The 15,082-nt window shown below is 75.2% G+C and carries 13 protein-coding genes; 8 read left to right on the top strand and 5 right to left on the bottom strand.

Features of this window, described 5'->3' with window-relative positions:
* The first annotated feature begins 248 nt into the window (after positions 1-248).
* Entirely contained in the window at positions 249-1,157 is a 909-nt protein-coding gene (locus ACI2LW_RS20330; protein ID WP_404732599.1) for a chaplin family protein, read from the top strand.
* A 63-nt stretch (positions 1,158-1,220) separates the two neighbouring features.
* Here the strand turns inward: ACI2LW_RS20330 and ACI2LW_RS20335 are convergent, their stop codons facing one another.
* Positions 1,221-1,409: a DUF5703 family protein gene (locus ACI2LW_RS20335; protein ID WP_361512068.1), complete on the bottom strand. Its 189-nt coding sequence runs from the start codon at positions 1,407-1,409 to the stop codon at positions 1,221-1,223.
* Positions 1,410-1,456: 47 nt separating this feature from the next.
* Here ACI2LW_RS20335 and ACI2LW_RS20340 point away from each other — a divergent pair, with 47 nt between their 5' ends.
* Positions 1,457-2,191, top strand: coding sequence for a hypothetical protein (locus ACI2LW_RS20340; RefSeq protein WP_404732600.1), 735 nt, complete (start codon positions 1,457-1,459; stop codon positions 2,189-2,191).
* 521 nt (positions 2,192-2,712) lie between these two features.
* Here the strand turns inward: ACI2LW_RS20340 and ACI2LW_RS20345 are convergent.
* Both ACI2LW_RS20345 and ACI2LW_RS20350 read right to left on the bottom strand, forming a co-directional pair.
* On the bottom strand, positions 2,713-5,352 hold the full coding sequence (locus ACI2LW_RS20345; RefSeq protein ID WP_404732601.1) for a helix-hairpin-helix domain-containing protein: 2,640 nt from the start codon (positions 5,350-5,352) through the stop codon (positions 2,713-2,715).
* The gene (locus ACI2LW_RS20350; RefSeq protein ID WP_404732602.1) at positions 5,349-6,332 is read right to left on the bottom strand and encodes an aldo/keto reductase; all 984 of its coding nucleotides are present in this window, start codon (positions 6,330-6,332) and stop codon (positions 5,349-5,351) included. The genes ACI2LW_RS20345 and ACI2LW_RS20350 overlap by 4 nt, the downstream gene beginning before the upstream one ends.
* A gap of 151 nt (positions 6,333-6,483) precedes the next feature.
* On the opposite strand from ACI2LW_RS20350, the gene ACI2LW_RS20355 reads away from it, so the two are divergent.
* Together ACI2LW_RS20355 and ACI2LW_RS20360 are read left to right on the top strand one after the other, a co-directional pair.
* Entirely contained in the window at positions 6,484-7,539 is a 1,056-nt protein-coding gene (locus ACI2LW_RS20355) for an LLM class F420-dependent oxidoreductase (protein ID WP_404732603.1), read from the top strand.
* Between the two features lie 274 nt (positions 7,540-7,813).
* Positions 7,814-8,602, top strand: coding sequence for a ferritin-like domain-containing protein (locus tag ACI2LW_RS20360; protein WP_404732604.1), 789 nt, complete (start codon positions 7,814-7,816; stop codon positions 8,600-8,602).
* Between the two features lie 104 nt (positions 8,603-8,706).
* Here ACI2LW_RS20360 and corA read toward each other — a convergent pair whose 3' ends face one another.
* Entirely contained in the window at positions 8,707-9,708 is a 1,002-nt protein-coding gene (gene corA / locus ACI2LW_RS20365; protein ID WP_404732605.1) for a magnesium/cobalt transporter CorA, read from the bottom strand.
* Between the two features lie 62 nt (positions 9,709-9,770).
* Here corA and ACI2LW_RS20370 point away from each other — a divergent pair, with 62 nt between their 5' ends.
* The 4 genes from ACI2LW_RS20370 (at position 9,771) to mshC (ending at position 13,313) form a co-directional block, all read left to right on the top strand.
* Positions 9,771-10,457, top strand: a complete 687-nt coding sequence (locus tag ACI2LW_RS20370; protein ID WP_404732606.1) for a histidine phosphatase family protein — start codon at positions 9,771-9,773, stop codon at positions 10,455-10,457.
* A 94-nt stretch (positions 10,458-10,551) separates the two neighbouring features.
* On the top strand, positions 10,552-11,142 hold the full coding sequence (locus tag ACI2LW_RS20375; RefSeq protein ID WP_404732607.1) for a DUF3090 domain-containing protein: 591 nt from the start codon (positions 10,552-10,554) through the stop codon (positions 11,140-11,142).
* Positions 11,106-11,948, top strand: coding sequence for an SCO1664 family protein (locus ACI2LW_RS20380; protein WP_404732608.1), 843 nt, complete (start codon positions 11,106-11,108; stop codon positions 11,946-11,948). The genes ACI2LW_RS20375 and ACI2LW_RS20380 overlap by 37 nt, the downstream gene beginning before the upstream one ends.
* A gap of 135 nt (positions 11,949-12,083) precedes the next feature.
* Positions 12,084-13,313, top strand: coding sequence for a cysteine--1-D-myo-inosityl 2-amino-2-deoxy-alpha-D-glucopyranoside ligase (gene mshC / locus ACI2LW_RS20385; protein WP_404732609.1), 1,230 nt, complete (start codon positions 12,084-12,086; stop codon positions 13,311-13,313).
* Positions 13,314-13,960: 647 nt separating this feature from the next.
* On the opposite strand, the gene ACI2LW_RS20390 is transcribed toward mshC, so the two are convergent.
* The gene (locus ACI2LW_RS20390; RefSeq protein ID WP_404732610.1) at positions 13,961-14,971 is read right to left on the bottom strand and encodes a PAC2 family protein; all 1,011 of its coding nucleotides are present in this window, start codon (positions 14,969-14,971) and stop codon (positions 13,961-13,963) included.
* Between the last annotated feature and the right edge of the window lie 111 nt (positions 14,972-15,082).

Consider the following 15,082-nt stretch of genomic DNA (forward strand, 5'->3'; position numbering starts at 1 on the left):
ACCCCGCCGACCACTCGTGCGGTGGGGCCCCCCCCCTTTTGGGTCGGCCGCGCCGGGCGCGGGGGGGGGGGGGCCCAACCCGGGGGCCCCGGGAGCGCCCCGGGTGCGCGCGGGGGCCGGCCGGTTTTCGCACGCGAACGCGAACGGTTTTTCCGGACGGTTCTTCCGCCTTTTCCGGCCGATCGCATATCGCGTTCCGCAAGGTTCCGAGAAGTCGAACTCGAAGTCGAAGGCAGGGATTCATCACTATGCGACAGGTCACCCGCAAGGGCCTGATGACCGTGGCCGCGGCAACGGGCGTGATCGCCGCCGCGAGCGGCGCCGCCCACGCCGACGCGGGGGCGGCCGGCGCCGCGTCCGGCTCGTCCGGCGTGCTGTCCGGCAACGTGGTGCAGGCACCGGTGCACGTGCCGGTGAACGTCTGCGGCAACACCGTGAACGTGATCGGGCTGCTCAACCCGGCCGCGGGCAACACGTGCGCCAACCGCGACGGCGGCGGCCCGTCCGGCGGGTACGGCGACTCGGGGCACGGCCACCGGGGCCACGGCGGCGCGCACGCCGCCGGGCACACGAGCCGCTCCTCGGGCATCGCGTCCGGCAACGTGGTGCAGGCACCGGTGCACGTGCCGGTCAACGTCTGCGGCAACAGCGTCAACCTGATCGGCGCGGGCAACGCGGCGCGCGGCAACGACTGCGCCAACACCGGCGGCGGTCACGGGACGCCGCCGGGAGGCGGCCACGAGAACCCGCCCGGCAACCCGGGCACGCCCGGGAACCCCGGTACGCCGGGCAACCCCGGCACCCCCGGCAATCCTGGGACTCCCGGCAACCCGGGCACGCCCGGGAACCCCGGCACCCCTGGCAACCCGGGGACTCCCGGCAACCCGGGCACGCCCGGGAACCCCGGCACCCCTGGCAACCCGGGGACTCCCGGGAACCCCGGCACCCCGGCGACGCCGCCCTCGAAGGGGGGCACCACGCCGGGCGGCGGCTCGGCGGTGCACGTGGACCAGCCGGGCGGGCGGTCCGCCACCGGCGGCGGGGCACAGCTCGCCCACACCGGCAGCGAGCTGCCGATGGGCGCCGTCGTCCCGGTGGGCGCGGGCGCGCTGCTCGCGGGCGCCGTGCTGTACCGCAGGGCCCGCGCCTCCGTGTAGGCGCGCGCACGACGATGCGGGCCCCGCGTCGGCGGGGCCCGCATCGGTCCGGGCCGTCTCAGCTCACCACGTGGCGCGCACCTGGCGGATGATCCGCCGGCGCAACCGCACCCTGCGGCTGCCGTCGCGCAGCAGGCTCAGACGGTACAACTCCCAGTGTCCGTACTCAGCGTGGTCCGTCAGCAGTCGTGCCGTCTCCTTGCGGGAGACCCCGCGCGGTACGTACACGTCGACAAATTCGTATTCCGCCATCGCATCCATTGTGCGGGCTGGGGCCCGGTGCGGATAGCGTCTGCACTATGTCTGATGCTGCGCAGCCCACCGCTGCCGAGGTACGCGCCGCCGCCGAGGCGGTCAAGACCGCGCTCGACCGCCACCTGGCCGCGGTCGAACGCAGGTCGGGCGAGGACGACCCGGCCGTCTACGAGGCGTTCAACCAGCTGGCCGCCGCCGCGGAGGCCTACGACGAGCTGCTCTACGACCGGTACGACGAGGTCACGCCCTTCGAGATCCCCGGTGAGGAGTCGCTGCCGCCGTACCGGGGTCCCGAGGAGCCCCACGCGATCAGCGTGCTGATCCGCCGCGACTACGCCGTGGCGGAGCCGCAGCGGCTGCTGGCACAGGCGCAGCGGGTGGAGGCCGCCGACTCCGAGACCGGAGTGGGCGTCGGCGAGGGCGTCGCCGGCACGGTGCCCGGTGCGCTGGGCGTCCTGTTCGGCGAGTTCGAACCGGACGAGATCGCCTCCCGGCACAAGGAGTTCGGCCTGGACGAGGGCGACTCGACGCTCTGGGTCACGGCCACGGACGATCCGGCCGCCCCCGGCGAATGGCTGGACGCCCCCTTCGAGCACGTCGACGACGAACGGGTGATCTGCCGCTTCGACGTCAGCGCGGTCTTCGACGACGAGGACGACGAGGACGAAGACGAGGATGCGGAGGAGACTGCGGACACCGACGACGAGGACGCCCCTCTGGACGAGGACGACCTCGACGAGGACGGGGATCTGGAACCGCTGGACATCTCCGACCGCTGAACAGCGACACGAGCGCCCCCGGGCTCCCGAAGCGCCCACAGGCCCGTGGACGTTCGGGCACCGGCCCGTGGGGTGCTTCGGCCCCCACGGCCCGGAGATGGCCCCGGCTCCCGCGGCCCCGTTTTTGAGGGCGCCCGCCCCGGCGGGGTCGTCCCGGCTTTCGTGGCGCCCACGGGTCCGGGGTATTTCGGCACCGGGCCGTGGGGCGTTCCGGCGCCCGCGTCCCGGAGGGCGCCCGGGCTTCCGCGGCGTGGGGGGTTGCCTCGGCTTCCGCGGCGCCGGTGATCGCCCCGGCCTCCGCCCCCGTCGGGTGCCCCGTCCCGGAGGGCGCCCGGGCCTCCGCGGCGTGGGGGGTTGCCTCGGCTTCCGCGGCGCCGGTGATCGCCCCGGCCTCCGCCCCCGTCGGGTGCCCCGTCCCGGAGGGCGCCCGGGCTTCCGTGGCGTGGGGGGTTGCCTCGGCTTCCGCGGCGCCGGTGATCGCCCCGGCCGGGAGGGCGCCCGGGGTCTCCGGGGCCCCGGGCTCAGTTCGTGGACTGGGCCCGGGCCTGCGCCCGCAGCAGGGTCGGCAGGCGGGTTGTGCGCTGTTTGGCCGGGACCTCGGCCACGGCCCTGGCCAGCGCCTGCTCCACGCCGTGGACCACGGACAGATGGCGGACGGCACGGCCGAACGCCGTGTAGACCCACGGCCTGCTGAGCGCCTGGGCCGCGTCGCCGGGCAGTACCACCACCACCGCGGGCCACCGGGCGCCCACGGCCTGGTGCGCGGTCAGCGCCCACCCGTGCCGCACACAGCCGTCCACCCGCTCCCTGGGCACCACCACGGAGGCGCCCGCACAGGACAGCCGCAGTCCTTCGGCGTCGGCTCCCACCACCTGGCCGGGCAGCACCCGGCCGGGCGCGGGGGAGTAGGCGACCCGGTCGCCCGGGTCGAAGCCGCCGAACCGGCCCGGACCAGGGTTGAGCCGCTCCTTGAGCGCCGCGTTCAGCGCCCGGGTGCCCACCGCGCCGCCATGGCCCGGGGTGATCACCACGGTCTGCTCGGCCGGAACGCCGATCGCCCGCGGCACCGAGTCCGCGACGAGCTGCACGGTCCGGTGCACCGCCTCACCGGCGTCCCGCACCGGGACGATCACGACCTCCTTGCCCGGCGCCTCCACCTGGTTCAGCTCGCCGACGCCGATGCCGGAGACCAGCTCGCCGAGCGGCCCGGGGTCCGGCACCCGCGAGGCCACATGGGGGCACACCCGCGCCGCCAGCAGGTCCTCGAAGACCCGGCCCGGTCCCACCGACCCCAGCACCCCGGGGTCGCCCGCCCACACCAGGCGGGCACCCTCCGGCAGCGACTCCACGAGCAACGCCGCCGCCTCCACGTCCAGCTGCGGTGCGTCGAGCACGACGAGCAGATCCAGGTCCAGCGCCCCCTCGACGTCCCGGCCCGGCCCCTCGGCGCCCGACAGCAGGGCGGCGACCGTGGTGACCGCGGGCCCGGTCCGCCCCGCCTCCCCGGCCGGCCCCTCCGACGGGCCGCCGGACGGCCCGTACGCCTGCCGCACCTCGCGCAGCAGCCCGGCGAAGGCGTCCCGGCCGAGCGGGCTGTGCGCGGCGGCCCAGCCGCGCAGCCCGAGCGCGTGGGCCGCGTGCAGCAGCCGCGCCGGCTCCACGCGGGAGGCCTCGCCGCCCGTGTGCAGCACCAGACTGTGCGCCGCCACCGCGCGGATCAGCTCGGCGGTGGAGCCCCGCGCGGAGGCCGCCGCCCGCTCCCAGTCACCGGCCGGTGAGCCGCCGCCGTCCTTGGGCGTGGAGTTGAGCAGCCGGGCCACCGCGTCGGCCAGGCTCTCCTCGGCGAGCGCGTACCGCTCGAGCCCGACGAGGACCCGTACCGGACGCTGCTCGCCGTCGTCCCCCGGGTCCGCGCCGTCCTCCGCCTCCGGGGCCCGGGCGGCGGGGGTGGACACCGGGGCGGCCGGGGCTCCGGGCTCCTCCAGCGCGTCCTGGAAGACCAGGGCCTCGCCCTCCGCGAGCGTGCTCCGCAGGGCCGCGTCGGGGTCCGGCACGCCCCGCCGGTCCAGGGCCGCGGTGAGCGCGGGCGCCTCCAGCGCCGTGTGCCCGGCCAGGGCGGCCTGCTCCAGCAGCCAGACCGTGAAGGCCCGGCCGCGGCGGTCGTCGCCCGGGCCGCAGTCCGCGCCGAGCAGACCGCGGGCGAATCCGTCGGCCTGCTCCGGCCGCACCCCGGCGACCCGCAGCAGCAGCCAGGGGTCGGCCCGCAGCCTCTCCGGGGCGTCCTCGCCGAGGGCCGCCGCCACCTGCGGGGCGAGGGACTCCGGGGCGCCGCCCTCGGCGAGCAGCCGGCTCAGGGCCTCGACCGTCCGCGGCGCGGGCGCGGCGGGCACGGCGGGCGCCTCGGCGGGCACGGGCCCCGGCCGCCGTACCGGCTCGGGTGCGGCCTGGCGCCGCGCGGGCCCGGGCTCGGCGAACACCGTGGCCACGGGCTTCTCGCCGCTCTCCACGGCCCGCACCGCGGCGAGCAGGTCGGCCGCCGTGCCCTTGAGTTTGCCCCCGCTCTCGATCGGCCCCTTCTTCCCGGCCTTCCGCCGCTCGATCCGCTCCCGTTCGATCCGCTGGGCCGCGAGCTCGGCCTCGGCCTCCGACACCTCGCCACCCGCGGCCCCCTCGCCACCCGCGGCCCCCTCGCCACCCGCGGCCCCCTCGGGACCCGCGGCCCCCTCGGGACCGGCGGCCCCGTCGGCACCGGCGTCGCCCTCCGGCCCGGCGGTCTCCACGGCACCTGAGCCCTCGGCGTCGCCCTCCGGCCCGGAGGTCCCCTCGGCACCGGTCCCCTCGGCACCGGCGGCGCCCTCCGCCCCGGCGTCGGAACCGCCCTCGTCCGCATCCCCGCCGGCCGGGCTGCCCGTGTCCCCGCCCGTCGGGCTGCCCGTGTCCTCGCCGGCCGGGCCGGCCGAATCCGCGCCGCCGGAACCGCCCGCGCCGCCGCCCGGCGCCGGGGCCGGCGACCGCACGTCGTCGCCGGGCCCGGCGTCACCCCGCCCGGCGGCGCGGGTGGCCGCGTCGTCCGGTTCGTCCGGGCCGTCCGGGACCGCCCCGGCGGTCCCGGACGGGGTCTGCGGGCCGGCCTCGTGCGTGGTCTCCGGCTCCGTGCTCACAGCGTGCTCCAGTCGTGATCGGGGTAGCGGTGCACCGGCGCCGACACGTCGTCGAGCGCCCGGCAGATCTCGTCAGGAAGACTAAGCTCCTCCACTGACAACGCCGCCGTGAGCTGCTGCGCGTTGCGTGCGCCGACGATCGGGGCGGCCACCCCGGGCCGGTCCCGGACCCAGGCGAGGGCGACCTGGAGCGGGGTCACCGCCAGCCCGTCCGCCGCCGTCGTCACCGCGTCCACGATGCGGCTCGCGGTGTCGTCGAGATACGGCTCGACGAACGGCGCGAGCTGCTCGGAGGCGCCCCGCGAGTCCGGCGGGGTCGCGTTGCGGTACTTGCCCGTCAGCACGCCCCGCCCCAGCGGGGAGGAGGGCAGCATCCCGATGCCCAGGTCGAGCGCGGCCGGCAGCACCTCGCGCTCCACCCCGCGCTGCAGCAGCGAGTACTCCATCTGCGTGCTCGCCAAACGGGTCCGGGAGCCGGGCGCCGCCAGCTGCCAGGTCGCCGCCTTGGCGAGCTGCCAGCCGCAGAAGTTGGACACCCCGGCGTAGCACACCCGGCCGCTGGCGACGGCCAGGTCCAGCGTCTGCAGCGTCTCCTCCAGCGGCGTGAACGGGTCGTAGGCGTGGACGTGCCACACGTCGACGTGGTCCGTGCCCAGCCGGGACAGCGAGGCGTCCAGCGCCGCGAGCAGATGGCCCCGGGAGCCGTCGAAGCGCCGTTCCGGGTCCGGGACGCTGCCCGCCTTGGTCGAGATCACCAGGTCGCGCCGGGGCACGAGCCCGTCCATGAGCCGCCCCAGCAGGTACTCGGCCTCCCCGTCCCCGTACACGTCGGCCGTGTCCACGAGGGTGCCGCCCGCCTCCCAGAACGCCTTCAGCATGTCCGCGGCGTCGTGCTCGTCGGTGTCGCGGCCCCAGGTGAGGGTGCCGAGGCCGATGCGGGACACGCGCAGGCCCGTACGGCCGAGATGCCTCTGCTCCATGAACGCCGAGATTACTGGCCACGGATCAGGCGCGGGCCGCCTGTGGACAACCCGAGTTCCGGCCGTCACACCGCCGCGACCTGCCACGCAGCGCGCCCCCGCGCTAGTGTCTCCCGCACAAGGGACGTTACTGATCGGTAAGGGGAACGGCATGCAGCTCGGGATCAACCTCGGCTACTGGGGTGCCGGGATGGACGCGGACAATCTGGCCGTCGCCCAGGAGGCGGACCGGCTCGGCTACGCCGTCTGCTGGGCGGCCGAGGCCTACGGCTCGGACGCGGCCACCGTGCTCACCTGGGTCGCCGCCCAGACCGAACGCATCGACGTCGGCTCGGCCATCTTCCAGATCCCGGCCCGGCAGCCCGCGATGACGGCGATGACCGCCGCGACCCTCGACTCGCTGTCCGGCGGCCGCTTCCGCCTCGGCCTCGGCGTCTCCGGCCCCCAGGTCTCCGAGGGCTGGTACGGCGTCAAGTTCGACAAGCCGCTGGCCCGCACCCGCGAGTACGTCGAGATCGTCCGCAAGGCCATGACCCGCGAGCGCCTCTCCTACGACGGGGAGCACTGGAAGCTGCCGCTGCCCGGCGGCCCCGGCAAGCCGATCAAGCTGACCGTGCACCCGCAGCGCGAGCACATCCCGCTCTACATCGCCGCCATCGGCCCCAAGAACCTGGAGCAGACCGGCGAGATCGCCGACGGCGCACTGCTGATCTTCCCCTCCGCCGACCACCTCGAGGAGACCGCCCTGCGGCATCTGCGCGCCGGGCGGGAGAAGGCGGGACTGACCATGGAGGGCTTCGACGTCTGCCCGACCGTGCCGCTCGCCGTCGGCGACGACAAGGACGTGACCCGCCTGGCCGACACCTTCCGGCCCTACACCGCGCTGTACGTGGGCGGCATGGGCAGCCGCAAGCAGAACTTCTACAACCAGCTCGCCCGCCGCATGGGCTACGAGAAGCAGGCGGCCGAGATCCAGGACAAGTACCTGTCCGGGGACAAGGAAGGCGCCGCCGCGGCCGTACCGCACGAGCTCATCGACCAGACCACGCTGCTCGGTTCCGTGGACCGGATCGCCGACCGGATGAAGGCCTACGCCGCGGCCGGCGTCACCACGCTGACCCTGGCCCCCGCGGGCTTCACCCTGGACGAGCGGCTCGCCTCGCTGCGCGCCGGCACCGAGGCCCTGGAGCGCGCCGGGCTGGCCTGACGCCGCCCGGCCGGGGGACCGCAACCGGGTCTTCCACGGCCGTACCGCACCGGGTTCTTCCGCGGCCGTGGTGGGGGCTCGGGGGTCTTCCCCGCCACGGCCGTCACGGACAACAACGCGCCCGGCCCCCCGGTGGTTACGCCCGGGCGCCGGGACGCCGTGCCCCGTTCGGCGCAGCCGTCCGGCCGCCCGGTTGCGGCACCCCCGCCGCCGCACTTGACTCGACCTCCGCGAAGGTCCGACGGTCCGGCGGTCGCGCAGGGAGGTGGCCCGCATGCTTTCCCCCAGGAGCCTGTTCCGGGAGATCCTCGACCACGACGAGTCCTTCCGGCTGTTCTGCTCCATCGCGGCCGGCGGGGAGGCCCAGGGCGGCTGGGAGAACGGGCGGATCGCCGCCCTGGTGCCGGCGAGCCGGCGCGCCCTCGCCCCGAAGATCGCCCGGCACGGCGCGGACGAGGACAAGCACGGGCGGATCTTCCGCGCGCTGCTCCGCAAGCGCGGCCTGGAACCCGTCCCGGTGCCCCCGGAGACCGACTACACCATGCTCCTGGAGCGGCGCGGCATCGGCCTCGCCCACGAGCGGCTGCGCTCCGACGAGCCGCTCACCGAACGGGACATCGTCGTCTACCTGGCGCACAGCCGGGTGACCGAGCAGCGCGCCGCCGAACAGATGGCCCTGCTGCGCCGGTACTTCGGCGACCACCCCGACCTGGGTCGCGCGGTGCGGATGATCGCCGACGACGAGGCCAACCACCTCGCCTACTGCCACGAGGAACTGCTGCGCCTGGCCGCCGCCGGCTACGGCCGGACCGTCCGGCGGACGCTGCGCGAGTACGCGCTCGCCGAGATCCGCGTCCACCGCGACGTCAGCCTCGCCGTCATGGCCCGGATGGGCCGCATCCTCGGCTGGTCCCGCGCAAGGTCTGCGCTGCTCGCCGCCGGCATCCACGCGGCCTACGCCTACGAGCGCCTGGCCGGCCGGCGCAGGATGGTGACCCTGCGGACGCCCGAGCGGCGCGACGCGCTCGGCGGCCCGCCCGCCCCGGCGCCCGAGATGGCCTGAACCGGAAGCGGACCGGCGCGGCCTCACAGCCACCCGCGCCGCCTCACAGCCACCCGCGCCGCCTCACAGCCAGGCCGCGCCGCCTCACAGCCACCCGCGCCGCCTCACAGCCACTCGCGCCGCTTCAGCAGCCGGTACAGCAGCACCTCCAGCAGTGCCATCGCCGCGATCACCGCCGGATACGACCACAGCCAGTGCAGCTCCGGCATGTGCTCGAAGTTCATGCCGTAGATGCCCGCGATCATCGTCGGCACCGCGGCCATGGCCGCCCACGCCGAGATCTTCCGCATGTCGTCGTTCTGCTGCACGCTGATCTGCGCCAGATGCGCCGACAGGACGTCCGACACCAGGCGGTCCAGGCCCTCCACGGACTCGTTCACCCGGGTCAGGTGGTCGCTGACGTCCCGGAAGAACGGCCGCGCCTTGTCGTCCACGAAGGGCACGGCCGACAGCGAGGAGGCCGTGCCGGTCCCGGCGAGGCGGGACATGGGCAGCGCCAGCGGGCCGGTCGCCCGCCGGAACTCCGTGATCTGCCGCTTGAAGGTGTAGATCCGCGAGGCGGTGTTGCGCGAGCCGCCCCGCTCCGGGGTGAAGACCTCCGTCTCCAGCTCCTCCAGGTCCGTCTGCAGCTCGGTCGCCACGTCCAGGTAGTGGTCGACGGTGGTGTCGGCGATCGCGTACAGCACGGCCGTCGGACCCTGGCCCAGCGTCTCCGGCTCCTGCTCCAGCCGGCGCCGTACGGCCGCCAGACCGTCGCTCTCGCCGTGCCGGACCGTCACCACGAAGGAATCACCCAGAAAGATCATGATCTCCCCGGTGGAGACCGCGTCGCTGCGCGGCTCGTACATCACCGGCTTCAGCACCACGAACAGCGAGTCGTCGTAGACCTCCAGCTTGGGCCGCTGGTGCGCCTTCAGCGCGTCCTCCACCGCCAGCGGATGCAGCGCGAACTCCTCGCTGACCAGCTCGAACTCCTCCTCGCTCGGCTCGTGCAGCCCCACCCACACAAAGCCGCCGACCGCACGTGCCTCGGCCAGGGCGTCCGAGAAGTCCTTCGGTCCGTCCGCGCGGTGTCCCTCACAGTAGATGGCACAGTCGACGATCACGGGGTGCTGTCTCCCTTCGCCCGGCCGTCGCCGGAGTTGTCCGTACGCCTACTCTGGGCCGCATGCCCACGCTGATCCTCGTCAGGCACGGACGTTCCACCGCCAACACCTCCGGGCTGCTCGCCGGACGGACCCCCGGCGTCGCACTCGACGAACGCGGGACCGAACAGGCCGCGGCGCTGCCCGGGCGGCTCGACGGGCTGCCGATCGCCGAGGTCGTCACCAGTCCCCTGCAACGCTGCCAGGAAACGGTACGGCCCCTGCTGGACGCACGGCCAGAGCTGACCGTCCACACCGACGAGCGGATCGGGGAGTGCGACTACGGCGACTGGTCCGGCCGCAAGCTGGCCGAGCTCAAGGACGAACCGCTGATGGAGGTCGTGCAGGCGCACCCCTCGGCGGCGGCGTTCCCCGGCGGCGAGTCCATGCGCGCCATGCAGACCCGGGCCGCCGAGGCGGTGCGCGAGTGGAACGCGCGCGTGGAACGCGACCACGGAGCCGACGCCGTCTACCTGATGTGCTCGCACGGCGACATCATCAAGTCCCTGGTCGCCGAGGCGCTCGGGCTCCATCTGGACCTCTTCCAGCGGATCTCCGTGGAACCCTGCTCCGTCACCGCGATCCGCTACACCCGTCTGCGGCCGTTCCTCGTACGGCTCGGGGACACCGGCGACTTCGCGTCCCTGGTGCCCCGCGAGGAGACGGCGGGCGAGGACGCACCGGTCGGAGGCGGCGCGGGCGCACCGTGATCGTCGGCCGCAGTAGGGTGAAGCGTCGCCCCCGACCCGCCGCCCGCCCATCCGCCGTTCGTTTTCCCGATCCGATCCCCCCAGGAGACAGGACGTGTCCCGTCAGGTGTTCCTCTACGACCCCCCGGACCGCTTCGTGGCCGGCACGGTCGGACTGCCCGGACGCCGTACGTTCTTCCTCCAGGCCACCGCCGGCTCCCGGGTGACCAGCGTGGCCCTGGAGAAGACCCAGGTCGCCGCGCTCGCCGAGCGCATGGACGAACTGCTCGACGAGGTGGTGCGCCGCAGCGGGGGCAATGCCGCCGTGCCCGCGATGGCCCCCGCCGAGATCACCGACACCGGTCCGCTGGACACCCCCATCGAGGAGGAGTTCCGCGTCGGCACCATGGCCCTCGCCTGGGACGGCGAGGACCAGCGGATGATCGTCGAGGCACAGGCCCTCGTCGAGCTCGACGCCGAGTCCGAGGAGGACCTCGCCGAGGCCGAGGAGCGGCTGCTCCAGGACGAGGAGAACGGTCCCCCGATGCTGCGGGTCCGCCTCACCGGCGCCCAGGCGAGAGCGTTCGCCAAGCGTGCCCTGGACGTCGTCAACGCGGGGCGGCCGCCGTGCCCGCTGTGCAGCCTCCCGCTCGACCCGGAAGGACACGTATGTCCGCGCCAGAACGGATACCGCCGCGGGGCGTGAGGCCCGGCGCGGCGGCCGACGAGCTGCTGCTCACCCGCGGCGGGCTCACCGTGCGCGGCCGTATCCGTGACGCCTCCAACGCGGCGCTGTTCTGCACCGTCGAGCACGAGGGGCGGCAGGCCGCCTGCGTCTACAAGCCGGTCGCCGGGGAGCGCCCGCTGTGGGACTTCCCCGACGGCACCCTGGCCGGGCGCGAGGTGGCCGCCTACGCGGTCTCGGAGGCGACCGGCTGGGGCCTGGTGCCGCCCACCGTGCTGCGCGACGGCCCCTACGGCGAGGGCATGGTCCAGCTGTGGATCGAGGCCACCGGCGAGGACACGGCGCCCGGACTGCTCGCGCTCGTCGACGCCGAGGAACCGGAGCCCGGCTGGAAGGCCGTCGGCTTCGCCGAGGTCGGCCAGGGGCGCACCGCCCTGCTCGTGCACGCCGACGACGAGCGGCTGCGCCGCATGGCCGTGCTCGACGCGGTGATCAACAACGCCGACCGCAAGGGCGGCCATCTGCTGCCCGCCCCGGACGGGCGGCTCTACGGCATCGACCACGGCGTCACCTTCAACGTCGAGAACAAGCTGCGCACACTCCTGTGGGGCTGGGCGGGCGAGCCGCTGCCGCCGGAGGCCACGGGCGTCCTCAAGGGCCTGCGGGACTCCCTGGGCGAGCGCGGCACCCTGGCCGCCCGCCTGGCGGGCCTGATCACCCCGGCCGAGATCGAGGCCACCCGCGCGCGGGTGGACGCCCTGCTCGCCTCCGGCACCCACCCCGAGCCCGGCGGCAAGTGGCCTGCCATCCCCTGGCCACCGGTGTAGCCGCGCCCGGCCGGCGGTGCGGTGCGGGGCGGCGGGCGGCCCCGCACACCGGCGGGAGTCGCGCAAGAGCGCCTTCCCGGCCATGTGGTCCGGTCCGGTTCGTGGACGGGACCACGGTCCGGTTACGCTCATGACATGCATGCCTGGCCCGCTTCCGAGGTCCCCGCCCTGCCCGGTCAGGGCCGCGACCTGAGGATCCACGACACCGCGACCGGGGGCCTGGTCACCCTCACTCCCGGTCCCGTCGCCCGCATCTACGTCTGCGGCATCACCCCGTACGACGCCACCCACATGGGGCACGCGGCGACGTACAACGCGTTCGACCTCGTGCAGCGCGTGTGGCTCGACACCAAGCGCCAGGTGCACTACGTCCAGAACGTCACCGACGTCGACGATCCGCTGCTGGAGCGGGCGCAGCGCGACGACGTCGACTGGGTGGCGCTGGCCGAGCGTGAGACGGCCCTGTTCCGGGAGGACATGACCGCGCTGCGGATGCTGCCGCCCCGGCACTACATCGGCGCGGTGGAGGCGATACCCGGCATCGTCCCGCTGGTGGAACGGCTGCGCGACCTCGGCGCGGCGTACGAACTCGACGGGGACGTGTACTTCTCCGTGGAGTCCGACCCGCACTTCGGCGAGGTGTCCCACCTGGACGCCGCCGCCATGCGGCTGCTGTCCGCCGAGCGCGGCGGCGACCCCGACCGGCCCGGCAAGAAGAACCCGCTCGACCCGGTCCTGTGGCTGGCCGCCCGCGACGGCGAGCCCAGCTGGGACGGCGGCTCGCTCGGCCGCGGGCGGCCCGGCTGGCACATCGAGTGCGTGGCCATCGCCCTGGACCACCTCGGGATGGGCTTCGACGTCCAGGGCGGCGGCTCGGACCTGGCCTTCCCGCACCACGAGATGGGCGCCTCGCACGCCCAGGTGCTCACCGGCGAGTTCCCCATGGCCAAGGCGTACGTCCACGCCGGCATGGTCGCCCTCGACGGCGAGAAGATGTCCAAGTCCAAGGGCAACCTGGTCTTCGTCTCCCGGCTGCGCCGCGACGGCGTGCACCCCGGCGCGATACGGCTGGCGCTGCTCGCCCACCACTACCGCTCCGACTGGGAGTGGACCGACCAGGTGCTGCGGGACGCCGTCGCCCGCTTCGACCGCTGGCGCGCGGCCGTCTCCCGGCCCGACGGCCCGCCGGCGGGCGCGCTGGTCGAGGAGATCCGCGACGCCCTCGCCGAGGACCTCGACGCCCCGGCCGCGCTCGCCGCGGTCGACCGCTGGGCGGCCCTCCAGGAGCGGGAGGGCGGCACCGACCCCGGCGCCCCCGGCCTGGTCTCCCGCGCCGTGGACGCCCTCCTGGGCGTGGCCCTCTGAGCCGCACGGCACCGGGCGCGCGAGCGGCCGGCTGGCCGCTCCCGCACCCCTGACGCTCCGGCCCCCGCCGGACCGGCCCCTGCGACCGCCGGCCGCCCCGCCACCGTCCCACCCGGGCCGGACCCCACGGCGGGCGGGCGGCGGCACATCGACCGGAACGGGGGGGTACGGCCGCCGGGGCGCACAGACGCGCCGACAGCCGCACACGGACGAGCGGGCCCCGGCGCCGTCCCGTGGCCACCGAACCGCGGCGCGGGCACCCGCGACACCAGTGCACGCGCGCCCCGCGCACCCGCGTCGCCAGGGGACGCGCGCCCGCGTGGGCACGTGCGTGCCGCGTATCTGCGTCGCCAGCGAACGCACGCCCACGTGCGGGACTCACCGGGGCAGGCGCGTCCCGCGTACTCGCGTCGCCGGGGGACGCGCGTCCGCGCGCCGGATTCACCGGGGCAGGCGCGTCCCGCGTACCTGTGTCGTCAGGGGGACGCGCGTCCGCGTGCCGGATTCACCGGCCCGCATGGTGACCCGGCGCCGTCCGGCGGGCCGGCGGGGGTCCGGCGGCCCGGCCGGGACCCGGCGGGTCGGCCGGACTTCGGCAGGGGGCATGCCGGGAACCACCGCGCGTGTGCCGGGCAGTGCCCGGAGGGTCAGTCGTCCGACGACTCGTCGTCCGCGCCGTCCGCGCCGTCCGGTTCGTCCGGATCCGGACGGGAGGGCTTCGGGGGACGGGTGCGGCCCGTGCCCGGGCCCTCCCGCAGATAGGAGCCGCCCTCGGTGCCCTCCGCCGTGGCGTGCCCGCCGGGGGAGGGCGGGCCGCCGCCGTCGCGGCGCCGCAGATACCGCTCGAACTCGCGCGCGATCGCCTCGCCCGACGCCTCCGGGAGCTCGGCGGTGTCCCGCGCCTCCTCCAGCGTCTGCACGTACTCGGCGACCTCGCTGTCCTCGGCGGCCAGCTGGTCCACGCCCACCTGCCAGGCGCGCGCGTCCTCCGGCAGCTCGCCCAGCGGTATCCGCAGGTCGAGCAGGTCCTCCAGGCGGTTCAGCAGCGCCAGCGTCGCCTTGGGGTTCGGCGGCTGGGAGACGTAGTGCGGGACGGCCGCCCACAGCGACACGGCGGGCACCCCGGCGTGCGTGCACGCCTCCTGCAGGACGCCGACGATGCCGGTCGGGCCCTCGTACTTGGTCTCCTCCAGGTCCATCCGGCGGGCCAGGCCCGCGTCGGACGTGGTCCCGCTGATCGGCACCGGCCGCGTGTGCGGGGTGTCCCCGAGCAGCGCGCCGAGGATGACCACCAGCTCCACGCCCAGCTCGTGCGCGAAGCCGAGCAGCTCGTTGCAGAACGAGCGCCAGCGCATGGACGGCTCGATGCCGCGCACCAGCACCAGGTCGCGCGGCTTCTCGCCGCCGACCCGGACCACCGACAACCTTGTCGTGGGCCACGTGATCTTGCGCACTCCGGCGTCCATGAACACCGTGGGACGGTTCACCTGGAAGTCGTAGTAGTCCTCGGCGTCCAGCGCCGCGAACACCTCGCCCTTCCACTCCTTGTCCAGATGCGCGACCGCGGTGGAGGCGGCGTCACCGGCATCGTTCCAGCCCTCGAACGCGGCCACCATGACCGGGTCGATCAGCTCGGGAACCCCCTCGAGCTCGATCACCCAGCGCCTCCTTCCGACGTGCCCTCGCCTGACCCACCAACCTTACGGCGTCCGGCGGGTGCGCCCGCAGCCCCCTTGCACGGGGGAGTGAACGGATGACTGCCCCGTTCC

The organism is Streptomyces sp. NPDC004065 (genome assembly GCF_044903565.1).
In the GTDB taxonomy this organism is placed as follows: Bacteria; Actinomycetota; Actinomycetes; order Streptomycetales; family Streptomycetaceae; genus Streptomyces.

What these genes read in the sequence shown, in the direction of transcription:
- ACI2LW_RS20330 (WP_404732599.1), top strand. Translation starts at nt 249, where the DNA reads ATGCGACAGGTCACCCGCAAGGGCCTGATGACCGTGGCCGCGGCAACG.
- ACI2LW_RS20335 (WP_361512068.1), bottom strand. Translation starts at nt 1,409, where the DNA reads ATGGCGGAATACGAATTTGTCGACGTGTACGTACCGCGCGGGGTCTCC.
- ACI2LW_RS20340 (WP_404732600.1), top strand. Translation starts at nt 1,457, where the DNA reads ATGTCTGATGCTGCGCAGCCCACCGCTGCCGAGGTACGCGCCGCCGCC.
- ACI2LW_RS20350 (WP_404732602.1), bottom strand. Translation starts at nt 6,332, where the DNA reads ATGGAGCAGAGGCATCTCGGCCGTACGGGCCTGCGCGTGTCCCGCATC.
- ACI2LW_RS20355 (WP_404732603.1), top strand. Translation starts at nt 6,484, where the DNA reads ATGCAGCTCGGGATCAACCTCGGCTACTGGGGTGCCGGGATGGACGCG.
- ACI2LW_RS20360 (WP_404732604.1), top strand. Translation starts at nt 7,814, where the DNA reads ATGCTTTCCCCCAGGAGCCTGTTCCGGGAGATCCTCGACCACGACGAG.
- ACI2LW_RS20370 (WP_404732606.1), top strand. Translation starts at nt 9,771, where the DNA reads ATGCCCACGCTGATCCTCGTCAGGCACGGACGTTCCACCGCCAACACC.
- ACI2LW_RS20380 (WP_404732608.1), top strand. Translation starts at nt 11,106, where the DNA reads ATGTCCGCGCCAGAACGGATACCGCCGCGGGGCGTGAGGCCCGGCGCG.
- mshC (WP_404732609.1), top strand. Translation starts at nt 12,084, where the DNA reads ATGCATGCCTGGCCCGCTTCCGAGGTCCCCGCCCTGCCCGGTCAGGGC.